The 14,954-nt window shown below is 66.1% G+C and carries 14 protein-coding genes; 11 read left to right on the top strand and 3 right to left on the bottom strand.

The genetic code is table 11. The features are described 5' to 3' along the window. The coding region (locus EJ913_RS28775; protein ID WP_244939540.1) for a helix-turn-helix domain-containing protein at positions 1-451 on the bottom strand (451 nt) is incomplete at its 3' end. A gap of 244 nt (positions 452-695) precedes the next feature. Here EJ913_RS28775 and EJ913_RS28765 point away from each other — a divergent pair. The 3 genes from EJ913_RS28765 to EJ913_RS28755 all read left to right on the top strand — a co-directional run bounded on the left by EJ913_RS28765 (position 696) and on the right by EJ913_RS28755 (position 3,010). Further along, complete coding sequence (locus EJ913_RS28765; protein ID WP_127004442.1) at positions 696-1,586, top strand: SNF2-related protein; 891 nt, start codon at positions 696-698, stop codon at positions 1,584-1,586. A gap of 17 nt (positions 1,587-1,603) precedes the next feature. Further along, positions 1,604-1,978, top strand: coding sequence for a hypothetical protein (locus tag EJ913_RS28760; protein ID WP_127004440.1), 375 nt, complete (start codon positions 1,604-1,606; stop codon positions 1,976-1,978). A 294-nt stretch (positions 1,979-2,272) separates the two neighbouring features. Then, a complete protein-coding gene (locus tag EJ913_RS28755; protein ID WP_127004438.1) occupies positions 2,273-3,010 on the top strand; it encodes a helix-turn-helix domain-containing protein in 738 nt (245 codons plus the stop codon). Positions 3,011-3,138: 128 nt separating this feature from the next. Here EJ913_RS28755 and EJ913_RS28750 read toward each other — a convergent pair whose 3' ends face one another. Together EJ913_RS28750 and EJ913_RS28745 are read right to left on the bottom strand one after the other, a co-directional pair. Then, positions 3,139-4,182 carry a GMP reductase gene (locus tag EJ913_RS28750; RefSeq protein WP_127004436.1) on the bottom strand — a complete coding sequence of 348 codons (1,044 nt, stop codon included), beginning with the start codon at positions 4,180-4,182 and terminating at the stop codon, positions 3,139-3,141. Positions 4,183-4,288: 106 nt separating this feature from the next. After that, positions 4,289-5,095, bottom strand: coding sequence for a DeoR family transcriptional regulator (locus tag EJ913_RS28745; RefSeq protein ID WP_127004434.1), 807 nt, complete (start codon positions 5,093-5,095; stop codon positions 4,289-4,291). 369 nt (positions 5,096-5,464) lie between these two features. Here EJ913_RS28745 and glpD point away from each other — a divergent pair, with 369 nt between their 5' ends. From glpD to glpK, 8 genes are all read left to right on the top strand, one after another. Continuing rightward, entirely contained in the window at positions 5,465-7,027 is a 1,563-nt protein-coding gene (gene glpD, locus EJ913_RS28740) for a glycerol-3-phosphate dehydrogenase (RefSeq protein ID WP_127004432.1), read from the top strand. Continuing rightward, the gene (locus EJ913_RS28735; RefSeq protein ID WP_127004430.1) at positions 7,024-8,127 is read left to right on the top strand and encodes an ABC transporter ATP-binding protein; all 1,104 of its coding nucleotides are present in this window, start codon (positions 7,024-7,026) and stop codon (positions 8,125-8,127) included. The genes glpD and EJ913_RS28735 overlap by 4 nt, the downstream gene beginning before the upstream one ends. A 13-nt stretch (positions 8,128-8,140) precedes the next feature. After that, on the top strand, positions 8,141-9,217 hold the full coding sequence (locus EJ913_RS28730) for an ABC transporter ATP-binding protein (protein WP_127004428.1): 1,077 nt from the start codon (positions 8,141-8,143) through the stop codon (positions 9,215-9,217). Positions 9,218-9,229: 12 nt separating this feature from the next. After that, positions 9,230-10,105, top strand: coding sequence for a carbohydrate ABC transporter permease (locus EJ913_RS28725; protein ID WP_127004426.1), 876 nt, complete (start codon positions 9,230-9,232; stop codon positions 10,103-10,105). Between the two features lie 110 nt (positions 10,106-10,215). Beyond that, complete coding sequence (locus EJ913_RS28720) at positions 10,216-10,968, top strand: carbohydrate ABC transporter permease (protein WP_238521943.1); 753 nt, start codon at positions 10,216-10,218, stop codon at positions 10,966-10,968. Between the two features lie 16 nt (positions 10,969-10,984). After that, positions 10,985-11,263, top strand: a complete 279-nt coding sequence (locus EJ913_RS28715) for a DUF2160 domain-containing protein (RefSeq protein ID WP_127004422.1) — start codon at positions 10,985-10,987, stop codon at positions 11,261-11,263. 178 nt (positions 11,264-11,441) lie between these two features. Further along, positions 11,442-13,217, top strand: a complete 1,776-nt coding sequence (locus EJ913_RS28705; RefSeq protein ID WP_244939539.1) for an ABC transporter substrate-binding protein — start codon at positions 11,442-11,444, stop codon at positions 13,215-13,217. A 201-nt stretch (positions 13,218-13,418) separates the two neighbouring features. Then, complete coding sequence (glpK, locus tag EJ913_RS28700; protein WP_127004420.1) at positions 13,419-14,921, top strand: glycerol kinase GlpK; 1,503 nt, start codon at positions 13,419-13,421, stop codon at positions 14,919-14,921. The last annotated feature ends 33 nt before the right edge of the window (positions 14,922-14,954 follow it).

Here is a 14,954-nt window from a genome sequence, read left to right as displayed (position 1 = left end):
TTTGCTGCGCCGTCGCGTCCTCCTCGCAGCCTGATCCACGCAAAGTGCGGGAGAACCAGTTTTCTGCGGCCACCTCTCCCTGCCATGCCCGGAAATGCTGGACGAATTGGGTGTAACGATAGCCGCCGGGATGGACCTCCAGGTATTCCTCCCACAGCAGCCGCAGCGTTACGCCACGGCGGCTGAGTTCACGGCTGATGTGCCGCCAGTCGGGCACCGGGCGCGACGACGTGACCGGAGGCGGGAACAGCCGCTCCTCCAACTCGACGTCCGTCCACCCCAGCACATCCGCGTACCGCAGCCCAAAGGCCCGTAGCCGATCCAGGTAATCGCGCACGGTGCTGCGCGGCAGCCGGCAGGCATCGGCAATCTGCCGTTGGCTGGCGCCGAACTCATCCCGCAGACGAAGGACTTCTCTGATCCGCCGCATGTCCGACCTCGCTCGGGGCATCCCGATCCTCCTTGGCCTGTGCCGTGGAAAGATCATGGGGATGCCAAAGGCTGGTTCGGACCCTGACACCACCACCCCTACGGGTGGGCGAATTCACCGAAACGGCTGGGCGCTTTCACCGTTCTGCCCGGGCGCTTTCCGCCGTTCCCGCTGGGTGCTTTCCGCCGAAATATGCAGTCGAGGGCGGCATTGGGATCTTGTCGCGCTCCCGGAGCCGGCTCTCGTGGGAGGAGGACGACTTCATATGAGCGCGCCCGTCGTCCGGGGTCGGGGTGAACTCCGCAGCTACCAGCGGATTTTCGTCAACAAGATCAAACGGCTCCCGTCGCTCATCCTCGCCCTTCCGATGGGAAGTGGCAAAACAGCGACGATCCTCACCGCGGTCCTCGACCTCCTCAACGATGAGGCGGTTCGGAAGGTGCTGATCATCGCCCCCCGTCTTGTCGCATCGGCGACATGGCCCGATGAAATCGAGGAGTGGGAGCACACCCGACTCCTGACCTGGACGCTGATCCGGGTCGAGGACGACGATCCCGAGGTGGTGGCCGCCCGCAGGGACGCCTACGAGACCGCCTGCCGCCTGATCGGCCTCGACAGCAAGGAGGCCCAATCCTTCGCCGGCAAACGGGCGACCGCCTACAAAGCGTGGCATCGGGCGAAGCTGGCGTCCTCGGACACCGAGGTCCATATCGTCAACAAGGAAGCGCTCCCCTGGCTCTGGGAGTTTTTCGGCCAGGGCCGCCGCTGGCCCTACGACATGCTGGTGGTCGATGAGGCGAGCATGTTCAAGAACGGCCAAATGCGAACCGGCACTAAGCAGATCACCCGCTTCGGCGTGGCGGTGAAGGCCCGCAAGTACGCCAGCCGGGTCGTTCTCGCCACCGGCACACCGACACCGAAGGGGCTGCGCAATCTGTGGGGCCTTGCCAAGGTCGCGGACGGCGGGCAACGCCTCGGCGATAAGAAGCACTGGTTCGAGACCCGATGGTTCACGAAGGACCACATGGGTTGGAACCTTGAGCCGCGGCCTGGAGCGGAGACGCAGATCATGGATCGCCTCTCCGACATCATGTTCAGCCTGGACGAGTCGGACTGCGTCGATCTCCTCCGCGCGTCGATAACGAGATTAAAGTGACTTTACCCGAAAAAAACATGCAGGAGTACCGGCGCTTCGAGAAAACTCTGGTTTCAGAACTATACGACATTGAAGCGGTCAATCGCGGGGTCCTTGCCTGCAAGCTTCTGCAATTCTCGAACGGGAGCATGTATGATGAGGATGGCCGCGATGTGTGGATCCACGACGAAAAATTAGAGGCTCTGGAAAATATTATCGAAGAAGCCAACGGTGCGCCGGTTCTTGTCGCCTACAGCTTCAAATTTGACCTTTCATGCATTCGGAAAGTCTTCAAGAAGGCCGTGGTGTTTGGCGAAACCGACGTTCGGAGGACGAAGGAGCGCTGGAACAAGGGGAAGATCGATCTGATGCTGGCCCATCCAAACTCCATCGGGCACGGCCAGAACGTCTAAAAGGGAGGAAATATCTCGGTCTGGTATGGACTTAAGCCCGATCTGGAGCTCTATCAACAGTTTAACAAAAGGCTGCACAGGTCGGGTCGGAAAAATACGGTATACAATCACCATATTATCGCAAAGGATACGTACGACGAGGATATTCTACCTCTGCTTACGGACCGAGCGGCGACACAGGACCGAATCATCAACTCGGTGCGTGTCCGTTTGAGAGGACCGAAATAACGTATTACTTGACAGGTCAAGTGTGCGCTCCCAATGTCAGTGGCAGCAGACATTTGAGGCAGGGACATGGCCGAGGAAAAAGGTAAGGAAATTGCCCTAAGGCCAGCTCCGGCGAAGGCTACCGCCTATCGTCATCTGGATTTTGCCAAGCGATTCCGCGACGCGAGCGATGACAGCGGCCTTGTCCCGCAACTCAACAAGGGCCGGTTGATGTGGTTCAAGCATCACCTCGAAAAGGACTTCAACATCGAGGTGACAAAAGAGACCGTCCGCAAATGGATGGCGGGCGAGGTCATTCCACGCAATGAGAAAATGCGGGCTCTGGCCGAGCTTTTGAAGGTCGATGAAGGTTGGCTTGCGTTCGGAATTTCGGCCGATACCGGAATTTCGGCTCGCGCCTCAGCGCTGCAAAGTGGTGCCGCCACGGTTCTGGCTGGATTCATGCAGCTGAACGGGGCGAACATTGCCATCCCCGAGGCCGGATCCCCTGACGACTTCGCGGGGTTCTATGTCATCCTAAACGGCAAGATGCGGAAAATCTGCGCGGCGCCGTCCGAGATGCTGAACCGGGACGAATACCGCCTTTATATCCCGAACCGATATTCCGACTGCATCGTCACGACTGTCCTCCACACCGGACCTCTGGAAATCGAGATCCTGAAGCTCCCCCATGACATGATCGCGCAGTTTGGAAGGACGCGGGGCCCGGCGATGGAGATGGAAATTGTGCGGAGCGGGGCTCAGTGGGCCGTTGAGGGCAACATTTTGCCTCGGGTGAGGGATGTCACCACTGACCTTGCCTGATGAGGGTATAGTTGGGGGTATCGCCCAAAACGCTGAATATAACCGAATATAATTTGGGGTCTATAAACCTCGGTTCAGGCCTTGGATCGCCGCCTCGAAACGCTCTCGGCAGCGATCCATCTCAGCTATCAACCACCGAAAACGTTGTTCAGCTGCGCGCCTACACGCACGAATGTTGTGCGTTTGGACACCTCTTTGAGCTTTGTTGCGCCGATGTAGGTCATCATGCTGCGCACACCGCCCATGATCTCCTGCATGGTGCCGTCGATGGGGCCGCGGTAGGGGACCTCCACTGTCTTGCCCTCCGACGCGCGGTAGGAGGCAACGCCGCCCGCGTACTTGTGCATCGCCGTGTCGGAGGACATGCCGTAGAAGGTCATGGTGGTCGGCACGCGCTGGCCGTCGCGCTCCTCGAAGCGGATGTCGCCCTCGCATTCGTCGTGGCCGGCCAGCATGCCGCCCAGCATGACGAAGTCGGCGCCGGCGCCGTAGGCCTTGGAGATGTCGCCCGGCACCGTGCAGCCGCCGTCGCCGCAGACCTGCCCCTTCAGGCCGTGGGCGGCGTCGGCGCATTCGATGATGGCGGAAAGCTGCGGGTAGCCGACGCCGGTCATCTTGCGGGTGGTGCAGACCGAGCCCGGACCGATGCCGACCTTCACGATGTCGGCCCCGGCCAGCAGCAGCGCCTCGGTCATGTCGCCGGTCACCACGTTGCCGGCCATGATGACGATGTCCGGGTTCTCGTCGCGCATGCGGCGGGTGACCTCGACGAAACGCTCGGTGTAGCCGTTGGCGACGTCCAGGCAGACCTTGCCCACCGGGGCCTTGGCCTTCACCGCCTGGAACTTCTCGTAATCGGCCTCGGTGGTGCCCAGCGAGTAGAACACGTTGCCGGTGTCGGTCTCCTGGAAGAAGGTGATCAACTCGTCGGGCTTGTAGTGCTTGTGCAGCGCGGTCATCGCGCCGAAGCGCGACAGGGCGCGCGCCACCGCCATGGTGCCGACCACGTCCATGTTGGCGGCGATCAGCGGGAAGCCGGTCCAGTCGCGCTGGTTGTGCAGGAAGGTGAAGGTCCGGTTGACGTTCACGTCGTTGCGGCTTTGCAGCGTGCTGCGCTTGGGACGGATCAGCACGTCCTTGAAGTCGAGCTTGAGGTCGCTTTCGATGATCACCGCACACCTGTCCTTCCGATGGATGGGACGCCCGTATCCCGTGGCCGCCCCCATGACAGATTGGGAGTGGGGCGGAGGTTCCACAAGCGGATTCCCCGGATGCGTTTCACTCGTCGAAGGCGGTGTCCTCGACGGCGGCCACGCCCTCCGATCCGTCGGCGACGTGGACCTGGCAGTCGGCGGCGGTCAGCACCTCCATCAGTTCGGGCGGCGGCAGGCGGTCGGTGAACAGGTCGTCGAGAACGCCCACGTCCGCCATGCGGATCATCGCGTTGCGGCCGAACTTGGTGTGGTCGGTCACCAGGAAGACCCGGCGCGAGCTTTCGATGATGGCGCGGGCGACGCGGACCTCCTGCTCGTCGTAGTCCAGCAGGTCGCCTTCGCTGTCGATGCCGCTGATGCCGATGATGCCGATGTCCACCTTGTAGCGGCGGATGAACTCCACCGTCGCCTCGCCGATGACGCCGCCGTCGCGCTCGCGCACCTGGCCCCCCGCGATGGACAGCGCGAAGTTGGTGTTCTTGTGCAGGATCGTCGCGACGTTCAGGTTGTTGGTCAGCACCCGCAGCCGCTTGTGGCCGAGCAGCGCCTGGGCCACCGCCTCCGTCGTCGTGCCGATGTTGAGGAACAGCGAGGCGTCCTCCGGCACGTGGCGGGCGGCCAGTTCGGCGATGCGGCGCTTCTCCTCCGCCATCAGGGTCTGGCGGGTGGTGTAGGCGATGTTCTCGACGCTGGACGGCACGGTGACGCCGCCCCGGAAGCGGCGCACCGCCGACTGCCCGGCGAGGTGTTCGATGTCGCGGCGGATGGTCTGCGGCGTGACGTCGAAATGCTCGGCCAGCCACTGGATCTGGACCATGCCCTTGGCGTGGACCAGGGCGACGATCTCCTGCTGGCGGCGTTCGGCGTCCATGATTTCGGATCTCCGATGGAAGGGGGGCGGGCCGGGGAGCGGCAGTGAAGCCGATGCGCGCAAACGCTCAAAGCGAAAACGCGTCGTGTGCGAACCGAACGTCAGCCTAGGCGCAACATTGTTCGTGGCACAAGCATGTTGCGTTGCGAAAACGGAAAAACCTTGGGGTTAGGCCGATCCGGGCCGGCGCCCCCACCCCTCGGATTTCCCATAGGCAAGGCACCGGTTTGGGCGTAGCCTCCATCCATGGTCCGTTGAACAAACATTTCCCTTTCCAATCGCAAACGAACATTCTATGTTCCGAAACGAAAGCAATCGCGCCCCAGCCTGACGGACAGGCTCCGGGCCGGCACGATGCGGAGAGGAACCATGGCGAACGCTTCCAGCGATACGGTCGATCTGCTGATCGTCGGCGGTGGCGTGAACGGCGCGGGCATCGCCCGCGACGCGATCGGGCGCGGGTTGTCGGTGGTGCTGTGCGAACAGGGCGACCTCGCGGGCGCCACCTCCTCGGCCAGCACCAAGCTGATCCACGGCGGCCTGCGCTATCTCGAATACTACGAGTTCCGGCTGGTGCGCGAGGCGTTGCAGGAGCGCGAGGTTCTGTTGCGCGCGGCCCCGCACATCATCTGGCCGCTGCGCTTCATCCTGCCGCACGACAGCTCCATGCGCCCGGCCTGGATGGTGCGCATCGGCCTGTTCCTTTACGATCATTTGGGAAAGCGCAACCTGCTTCCCGGTTCGCACGGGGTCGATCTGACCACCCACCCGGTGGGCAGGCCGCTGAACGGCGGTTTCGCCAAGGCGTTCGAATATTCGGATTGCTGGGTCGAGGACAGCCGTCTGGTCATCCTCAACGCCATCGACGCGCGCGAGCGCGGCGCCGAGATCCTGACCCGCACCCGCTGCGAGAAGGCGACGCGGGTGGACGGGCACTGGATGGCGAAGCTGGTCTCGGCGGACACCGGCGAGACGCGGACCGTGCGCGCCCGCGCGCTGGTCAACGCCGCCGGTCCCTGGGTGCGCGACGTCATCACCAAGCGCACCGGCGTCACGGTGGAGAAGTCGGTCCGTCTGGTGAAGGGCAGCCACATCGTCGTGCCCAGGAAGTTCGAGGGCGACCACGCCTACATCTTCCAGAACGACGACCGCCGCATCGTCTTCGCCATCCCCTACGAGCGCGACTTCACGCTGATCGGCACGACGGATCTCGACTATTCCGGGGATCCGGGCGCCGTCGCCATCAGCCCGGACGAGATCGCCTATCTGTGCCGCGCGGTGTCGCGCTACCTGAAAGCCCCGGTGACGGAGTCCGAGGTGGTGTGGACCTACAGCGGCGTCCGCCCGCTGTTCGACGACGAGAGCGGCAGCGCGTCCGCCGTCACCCGCGACTACGTGCTGGAGGTCGACCAGCCGGCCGGTCAGGCGCCGATGCTGTCGATCTTCGGCGGCAAGATCACCACCTTCCGCCGTCTGGCGGAGGAGGCGACCGACAAGCTGCTGAAGGCGCTGGGCCGGACCGGCGGAAGCTGGACCGCCGACCGCCCGCTGCCCGGCGGCGACATCGCCAACGCCGATTTCGCCGCCTTCCTGGCGGGCTTGCGCCAGCGCCGCCCCTGGCTGCCCGACGCGCTGGCCCTGCGGCTGGCGCGCGCCTACGGCACGCGGGTGGAGCGGCTGCTGGGCGCTTCCGAAAGCCTCGCCGATCTCGGCCACGACTTCGGCGGCGGGGTCTACGAGGCGGAACTCGACTACGCCCTGCGGGAGGAGTTCGCGCGGAGCGGCGACGACTTCCTGTGGCGGCGCTCGAAGCTTGGGCTGCACCTGGACGCCACGATCCGGGACGCCATCGGCGCGTGGTTCGACCGGCGCCGGAACGAAGGAACGGCGGCCCCCGAAGCCGGGCGGCGGTCGATGGGAGGACAGCGGTGACACTCACACTCGACGGCGTCGCCAAACGGGTCGGCGCGGACCAGCACCTCCACCCCCTGTCGCTGGAGCTGCGTCCGGGAAGCTTCAACGTCCTGCTCGGCCGCACGCTGGCCGGGAAGACGACGCTGATGCGGCTGATGGCCGGGCTCGACGCGCCCACGGCGGGCCGCGTGTTCGAGAACGGCAAGGACGTGACCGGGGCCTCGGTGCGCCACCGCGACATCGCGATGGTCTACCAGCAGTTCATCAACTACCCGGCGATGACGGTCTACGACAACATCGCCTCGCCGCTGCGCCGCCAGGGCAAGCCGGCCGACGAGATCGACCGCAAGGTCCGGGGCACCGCCGCGATGCTGCGCATCGACCCCTACCTGCAACGCCTGCCGGCGGAGCTGTCGGGCGGCCAGCAGCAGCGCTGCGCCATCGCCCGCGCGCTGGTGAAGGGGGCGGGCCTGCTGCTGCTCGACGAGCCGCTGGTCAACCTCGACTACAAGCTGCGCGAGGAACTGCGCGCCGAACTGCGCGAGATCTTCTCCGACGGCAAGACGACGGTGGTCTACGCCACCACCGAGCCGCAGGAGGCGCTGATCCTCGGCGGTTCGGTGACGGTGCTGCACGAGGGGCGGCTGCTCCAGACCGGCCCGACGTCGGAGGTCTTCCACGCGCCGCTCAGCGAGGAATGCGCCGCCGTGTTCAGCGACCCGCCGATGAACGTGGTGGAGGCGATCCTCACCAACGACCGGGTGGCGCTGGCGGACGGCACCAACCTGCCGCTGTCGGCCCACGACCGCAACCTGCCGGCCGGTCCCTGCCGCGTCGGCATCCGCGCCAACCACCTGACGGTGCTGCGCCGCTCCGACCGGCTGGTGCCGATCCGGGGCCGGGTCGAGCTGTCGGAGATCAGCGGCTCGGAGACCTACGTTCACCTGCGCCACGGCGAGACCACCCTGATCGCGCGGGAGGAGGGCGTCCACACCCACCCCATCGGGTCGGAGATCCAGGTCTACGCCGACCCCGACCGCATCCTGGTCTTTTCCACGGGCGGCCAGCTCGTCGCCGCCCCGCACGGCCGGCGCGGCCTGCTGCGCAACATCGCGTGAGGGGACGGGAACCATGGCGACCATCCATTTCGACAACCTCGGCCACTCCTACCACCCGCACCCGAGCAAGCCGACCGACTACGCGCTGCGCCGGCTGTCGCAGGAGTGGGAGGACGGCAAGGCCTACGCCCTGCTGGGGCCGTCGGGCTGCGGCAAGTCCACGCTGCTGAACATCATCTCCGGCCTGCTGGTGCCCAGCGAAGGGCGGGTGCTGTTCGACGGGCTGGACGTGACCCGCTGCACGCCCGAGGAGCGCAACATCGCCCAGGTGTTCCAGTTCCCGGTGATTTACGACACCATGACGGTGTACGAGAACCTCGCCTTCCCCCTGCGCAACCGCAAGGTCCCGGAAGCGGACGTGGACCGCCGGGTGCGGCAGGTCGCCGAGGCGCTGGACCTGACCGCCGACCTGAAGAAGCGCGCCCAGCGGCTGACGCCCGACGCCAAGCAGAAGATCTCGATGGGGCGCGGGCTGGTGCGCTCGGACGTGGCGGCGATCCTGTTCGACGAGCCGCTGACGGTCATCGACCCCCACACCAAATGGATCCTGCGCCGCAAGCTGCGTCAGATCCACGAGGAATACCGCCTGACCATGATCTACGTGACCCACGACCAAGTGGAGGCGCTGACCTTCGCCGACAAGGTCGCGGTGATGCACGAGGGCGCCATGGTCCAACTCGGCACCCCGCAGGAGCTGTTCGAGAATCCCGAGCACACCTTCGTCGGCTACTTCATCGGCAGCCCCGGCATCAACCTGATGCCCTGCACGCTGGGCGGCGACCACGCGCTGGTCGAGGGCATCGCCATCCCGCTGGCCGACCGCGCCATCCCGAACGTCGGGGGCACGTTCGAACTCGGCATTCGCCCGGAATTCGTCGAGCTGACCCGCACCGGCACCGCCGGGGCGATCCCGGTGCAGGTGGTCGGGGTGGACGACCTCGGCACCTCGAAGCTGGCGACGCTGCGCATGGGCTCCCACACGCTGAAGGCGCGGCTGTCCGAGGACCAGGAGGTCCCGGCGCTCGACGCCGCCATCCGCTTCCCCACCCGGTGGACCAAGCTCTACCGCGACAGCCATCTGGTCTCTTGAGGAGCCGGCACCATGGATAAGGTCCAGGACAACCGGGCTTGGTTCCTGATCGTCCCCGTCTTCGTCATCGTCGCCTTCAGCGCGATCCTGCCGCTGATGACGGTCGTCAACTACTCGGTCCAGGAAATCTTCGGCCCCGGCCAGACCCTCTTCGTCGGGACCGAGTGGTTCACCACCGTGCTGGCCGACACCCGGCTGCACGACGCGCTGGTCCGGCAGGTCATCTATTCGCTGGCAGTGCTCGCCATCGAGATCCCGCTGGGCATCGTCATCGCGCTCGGCATGCCGGGCGGGCGCAGCGCCAAGACCTCGCTGACGCTGGTGCTGCTGGCGCTGCCGCTGCTGATCCCGTTCAACGTGGTCGGCACCATCTGGCAGATCTTCGGGCGTGGCGACATCGGGCTGGCCGGCGCCACCTTCCGGGCGCTGGGGATCAACTACAACTACACCAGCAACTCGATCGACGCCTGGGTGACGGTGCTGGTGATGGACGTGTGGCACTGGACCAGCCTGGTCGCGCTGCTGTGCTACGCCGGGCTGCAATCGATCCCGCCGGCCTTCTACCAGGCGGCCAAGATCGACGGCGCGTCGAAATGGGCGGTGTTCCGCTACATCCAACTGCCGAAGATGCGGGGCGTTCTGGTGATCGCGGTGCTGCTGCGCTTCATGGACAGCTTCATGATCTACACGGAACCCTTCGTGCTGACCGGCGGCGGTCCCGGCAACTCCACCACCTTCCTCAGCCAGTATTTGACGCAGATGGCGGTGGGGCAGTTCGACATCGGCAAGGCCGCGGCCTTCTCGATCATCTACTTCCTGATCGTTCTGCTGTTCAGCTTCATCTTCTACACCGTCATCATGCGCACCGGCGAGGGAGACAAGTCATGAAGACCGCTGTGCTGGCGCCGGGGGCGCTCGCCACACCCGCCAACATCCGCCGGTCGCAGGCGCGGGTGTCGCGCCGGACGATCATCCTCGTGCTCTACATCGTCTTCCTGATGCTGCCCATCTACTGGATGGTCAACATGTCGTTCAAGACGAACGAGGAGATCCTGTCGGGCCTGACGCTGTTCCCGCACAACCCGACGCTCCGCAACTACGTCACCATCTTCACCGATCCGAGCTGGTACGGCGGCTACATCAACTCGATCCACTACGTCACGCTGAACACGATCATCTCGCTGCTGGTGGCGCTTCCGGCGGCCTACGCCTTCTCGCGCTACCGCTTCATCGGCGACAAGCACGTCTTCTTCTGGCTGCTGACCAACAAGATGGCGCCGCCGGCCGTGTTCCTGCTGCCCTTCTTCCAGCTCTACTCGACGGTCGGGCTGTTCGACACGCACATCGCGGTGGCGCTGGCGCATTGCCTGTTCAACGTGCCGCTGGCGGTGTGGATCCTGGAAGGCTTCATGTCCGGCGTGCCGCGCGAGATCGACGAGATGGCCTACATCGACGGCTACAGCTTCCCGCGCTTCTTCACCACGGTGTTCCTGCCGATGATCCGCGCCGGGGTCGGCGTCACCGCCTTCTTCTGCTTCATGTTCAGCTGGGTGGAACTGCTTCTGGCCCGCACCCTGACCTCGGTGGACGCCAAGCCGATCGCCGCGACCATGACCCGCACGGTCAGCGCGTCGGGCATGGACTGGGGGCTGCTGGCGGCGGCGGGGGTGCTGACCATCCTGCCGGGCGCACTGGTGATCTGGTTCGTCCGCAACTACATCGCCAAGGGCTTCGCCCTGGGCCGCGTCTGAGGGAGGCTTTCCGGCCATGGACTTCCAATGGATGGCGTGGACGATGCCGACCGCGCTCTTCTTCATCGGCATCGCCCTGATGCTGACGGCGATGACGGTGTGGGAGGTGCTCTCCCCCACCGCCGAGACCAAGGGTTTCCTGCCGATGCGCACGACGCGCGGCGACCGTCTGTTCATCGGGCTTCTGGGCAGCGCCTTCCTCCATCTGGGATGGCTGGCGGCGACCGATTCCACGCTGTGGGGGGCCTTGGCGGTCTCGCTGGTGTGGACTGCCCTGGTCATCCGGTTCGGCTGAAACGACAAGGGATCCCAAAAAGCCCCTCTCCCCTTGCGGGAGAGGGGTTGGGGTGAGGGGGACGCAAGCTCGTTTCGCCTTCGGCGAATACCCCTCATCCCAACCCTTCTCCCGCAAGGGGAGAAGGGCTCGGACTTAACGCTCGACCCAATCAAAGACGACCCAACTGGGAGGAATCATGCTTCAGGAAACGAACAAGGCCCCGACCCTGCGCCGCCGCCTGACCGGCGCGGTGATGGCCGGCGGTATCGGCGTGCTGCTCGCCATGGCCTCGGCCGCGCCGGCGGCCGCCTTGACGCCCGAGCAGGAGGCCGTCGCCAAGAAGATCATCGAGGAGCTGCAGCCCTCCACGCTCTCCAAGGACGAGCAGATGAAGGAGCTGGAGTGGTTCGTCAAGGCGGCGGAACCGTTCAAGGGCATGGACATCAACGTCGTCTCCGAGACCCTGACGACGCACGAGTTCGAATCGAAGACTCTCGCCAAGCTGTTCAGCGACCTGACCGGGATCAAGCTCAAGCACGACCTGATCCAGGAAGGCGACGTCATCGAGAAGCTGCAGACCCAGATGCAGTCGGGCCGCAACGTCTACGACGCCTACATCAACGACAGCGACCTGATCGGCACCCATGTGCGCTACGGGCAGGCGGTCGCGCTGTCCGACTACATGACCGGCGAGGGCAAGGACGTCACCCTGCCGACGCTGGACGTGAAGGACTTCATCGGCACCAGCTTCACCACCGGGCCGGACGGCAAGCTCTACCAGCTTCCCGACCAGCAGTTCGCCAACCTCTACTGGTTCCGCGCCGACTGGTTCGCCCGTCCCGATCTGAAGGAGAAGTTCAAGGCCAAGTACGGCTACGAGCTGGGCGTCCCGCTCGACTGGTCGGCCTATGAGGACATCGCCGAGTTCTTCAGCAACGACGTGAAGGAGATCGACGGCGTCCGCGTCTACGGCCACATGGATTACGGCAAGAAGGACCCGTCGCTCGGCTGGCGCTTCACCGACGCGTGGCTGTCGATGGCCGGCGCCGGCGACAAGGGCCTGCCCAACGGCCTGCCGGTGGACGAGTGGGGCATCCGCGTCGAGGGCTGCCGCCCGGCCGGCGCGTCGGTCGCGCGCGGCGGCGACACCAACGGCCCGGCGGCGGTCTACTCGCTGACCAAGTACATCGACTGGCTGAAGAAATACGCGCCCCCCGAGGCCGGAGGCATGACCTTCTCCGAATCCGGCCCGGTGCCGGCGCAGGGCGCGGTCGCGCAGCAGATCTTCTGGTACACCGCGTTCACCGCCGACATGACCAAGCCCGGCCTGCCGGTGGTCAACGCCGACGGCACGCCGAAGTGGCGCATGGCCCCCTCGCCGCACGGCCCCTATTGGGAGCAGGGCATGAAGCTGGGCTACCAGGACGTCGGGTCCTGGACCCTGCTGAAGTCCACGCCGGCCGAGCGCCGCAAGGCGGCGTGGCTCTACGCCCAGTTCACGGTATCGAAGACGGCGTCGCTGAAGAAGACGCTGGTCGGCCTGACCCCGATCCGCGAGAGCGACATCAAGTCCGACGCGATGACGGCGGCGGCGCCCAAGCTGGGCGGTCTGGTCGAGTTCTACCGCAGCCCGGCCCGCGTGGCGTGGTCGCCGACCGGCACCAACGTGCCGGACTACCCGAAGCTGGCCCCGCTGTGGTGGCAGAACATCGCCGAGGCGGTGACGGGTGAGCGCACCCCGCAGCAGGCGATGGACAACCTCGCCGACCAGATGGAGCAGGTGATGGCCCGCATGGAGCGCGCCAACATCGGCGGCGACTGCGCGCCCAAGCTGAACCCGAAGAAGGACGCCAAGGAGTGGTTCGCCGCCCCCGGCGCGCCCAAGGCCAAGCTCGACAACGAGAAGCCCAAGGGCCAGACCATCGCCTACGACGACCTGCTGAAGGCCTGGAAGGAAGGCCGCGCCCAGTAAGGGCCGCCTTTCTCTCCCTCTCCCGTCCCGGGAGAGGGAAGGGGCCCGCCGCGCAGCGGTGGGAAGGGTGAGGGGCTATCGGGCGTGGTACGAAATCCATGTTCCGATAGCCCCTCACCCTCCCCGCTTCGCGGGTCCCCTCCCTCTCCCGGGGCGGGAGAGGGCTATCGGCGACGCGAAGACATTTGGGGAAACGCATCCATGAGCCGGACCGGCCACATCCTCGCCATCGACCAGGGCACCACCTCGTCGCGGGCCATCCTGTTCGACGGTCGCGGCACGCCGCTGGCCGAGGCCCGGCGGGAGTTCCCCCAGCACTACCCCGGCGACGGCTGGGTCGAGCACGACCCCGCCGACATCCTGCGCGACGTCCGCCTCGTCGCCCGCGAGGCGGTGGAAAAGTCCGGCGTGCCGGTGTCCTCCATCGCCGCCATCGGCATCACCAACCAGCGCGAGACCACCGTGGTCTGGGACCGCGCCACCGGCGAGCCGATCCACCGCGCCATCGTCTGGCAGGACCGCCGCACCGCCGCGCTCTGCCAGGATCTGATCGCGTCCGGAAATTCCGAAACCGTGCGCGCCAAGACCGGCCTGCTGATCGACGCCTATTTCTCCGCGACCAAGATCGCCTGGATCCTCGACCATGTGCCCGGAGCCCGCGCGCGGGCCGAGCGCGGCGAGCTGTGCTTCGGCACCATCGACAGCTTCCTGATCTTCCATTTGACCGGCAAGGCCGTCCACGCCACCGACGCGACCAACGCGTCGCGCAGCATGCTGTTCGACATCCACGCCCAGGACTGGGACGAGGAATTGCTCGCCCTGTTCCGCGTGCCGCGCGCCATGCTGCCGCGCGTGCTGGACAGCTCCGACGATTTCGGCGCCACCGAAGGCGAATTGCTCGGCCGCCCGATCCCCATCGCCGGCGTGGCCGGCGACCAACAGGCGGCGGCCTTCGGGCAGGCCTGCCTGACGCCGGGCATGGCGAAATCCACCTACGGCACCGGCTGCTTCGCGCTGATCAACACCGGGACGACGCCGGTGGTGTCCAAGAACCGCCTGCTGACCACGGTGGCCTACCGGCTGGACGGCGTGGCGAGCTACGCCCAGGAGGGCTCGATCTTCGTGGCCGGGGCCGCGATCAAATGGCTGCGCGACGGGCTGGGGATCATCACCCACGCCAGCCAGACCGACGATCTGGCGACCCGCGTGCCCGACAGCCACGGGGTCTATTTCGTCCCGGCCTTCGTCGGCCTCGGCGCCCCGCACTGGGATTCGGCCGCGCGCGCCGCGATCTTCGGCATGACGCTGGACGTCGGCCCCGCCCACATCGCCCGCGCCGCGCTGGAGGCCGTCGCCTACCAGACCCGCGACCTGACGGACGCGATGGCCGGCGACTGGGGCGGCACCATCAACGCGCTGCGCGTGGACGGCGGCATGGCGGCGAACGACTGGCTCTGCCAGTTCCTGGCCGATCTGCTGGACATGCCGGTCGAGCGCCCCGAGGTGATCGAGACCACGGCGCTCGGCGCCGCCTGCCTCGCCGCGCTGCGGGTGGGGGTGTTCGACGGGCTGGAGTCGGTGTCGGCGGCGTGGCGCTCGCAGCGCCGCTTCGAGCCGCGCATGGAGGCCGCCAAGCGCGACCGGCTCTACGCCGGCTGGCGGAACGCGGTGGCGCGGGTGCGGCAAGCGGGCGATGGCGGATGATGCGGAGGGGTTGATGCGGGTCCGACACGTGGT

It is taken from the genome of Azospirillum doebereinerae (assembly GCF_003989665.1).
Taxonomy (GTDB): Bacteria; Pseudomonadota; Alphaproteobacteria; order Azospirillales; family Azospirillaceae; genus Azospirillum; species Azospirillum doebereinerae.
This window is presented reverse-complemented; position numbering and strand designations above follow the sequence as displayed.

What these genes read in the sequence shown, in the direction of transcription:
- EJ913_RS28765 (WP_127004442.1), top strand. Translation starts at nt 696, where the DNA reads ATGAGCGCGCCCGTCGTCCGGGGTCGGGGTGAACTCCGCAGCTACCAG.
- EJ913_RS28760 (WP_127004440.1), top strand. Translation starts at nt 1,604, where the DNA reads ATGCAGGAGTACCGGCGCTTCGAGAAAACTCTGGTTTCAGAACTATAC.
- EJ913_RS28755 (WP_127004438.1), top strand. Translation starts at nt 2,273, where the DNA reads ATGGCCGAGGAAAAAGGTAAGGAAATTGCCCTAAGGCCAGCTCCGGCG.
- EJ913_RS28745 (WP_127004434.1), bottom strand. Translation starts at nt 5,095, where the DNA reads ATGGACGCCGAACGCCGCCAGCAGGAGATCGTCGCCCTGGTCCACGCC.
- glpD (WP_127004432.1), top strand. Translation starts at nt 5,465, where the DNA reads ATGGCGAACGCTTCCAGCGATACGGTCGATCTGCTGATCGTCGGCGGT.
- EJ913_RS28730 (WP_127004428.1), top strand. Translation starts at nt 8,141, where the DNA reads ATGGCGACCATCCATTTCGACAACCTCGGCCACTCCTACCACCCGCAC.
- EJ913_RS28725 (WP_127004426.1), top strand. Translation starts at nt 9,230, where the DNA reads ATGGATAAGGTCCAGGACAACCGGGCTTGGTTCCTGATCGTCCCCGTC.
- EJ913_RS28720 (WP_238521943.1), top strand. Translation starts at nt 10,216, where the DNA reads ATGCTGCCCATCTACTGGATGGTCAACATGTCGTTCAAGACGAACGAG.
- EJ913_RS28715 (WP_127004422.1), top strand. Translation starts at nt 10,985, where the DNA reads ATGGACTTCCAATGGATGGCGTGGACGATGCCGACCGCGCTCTTCTTC.
- EJ913_RS28705 (WP_244939539.1), top strand. Translation starts at nt 11,442, where the DNA reads ATGCTTCAGGAAACGAACAAGGCCCCGACCCTGCGCCGCCGCCTGACC.
- glpK (WP_127004420.1), top strand. Translation starts at nt 13,419, where the DNA reads ATGAGCCGGACCGGCCACATCCTCGCCATCGACCAGGGCACCACCTCG.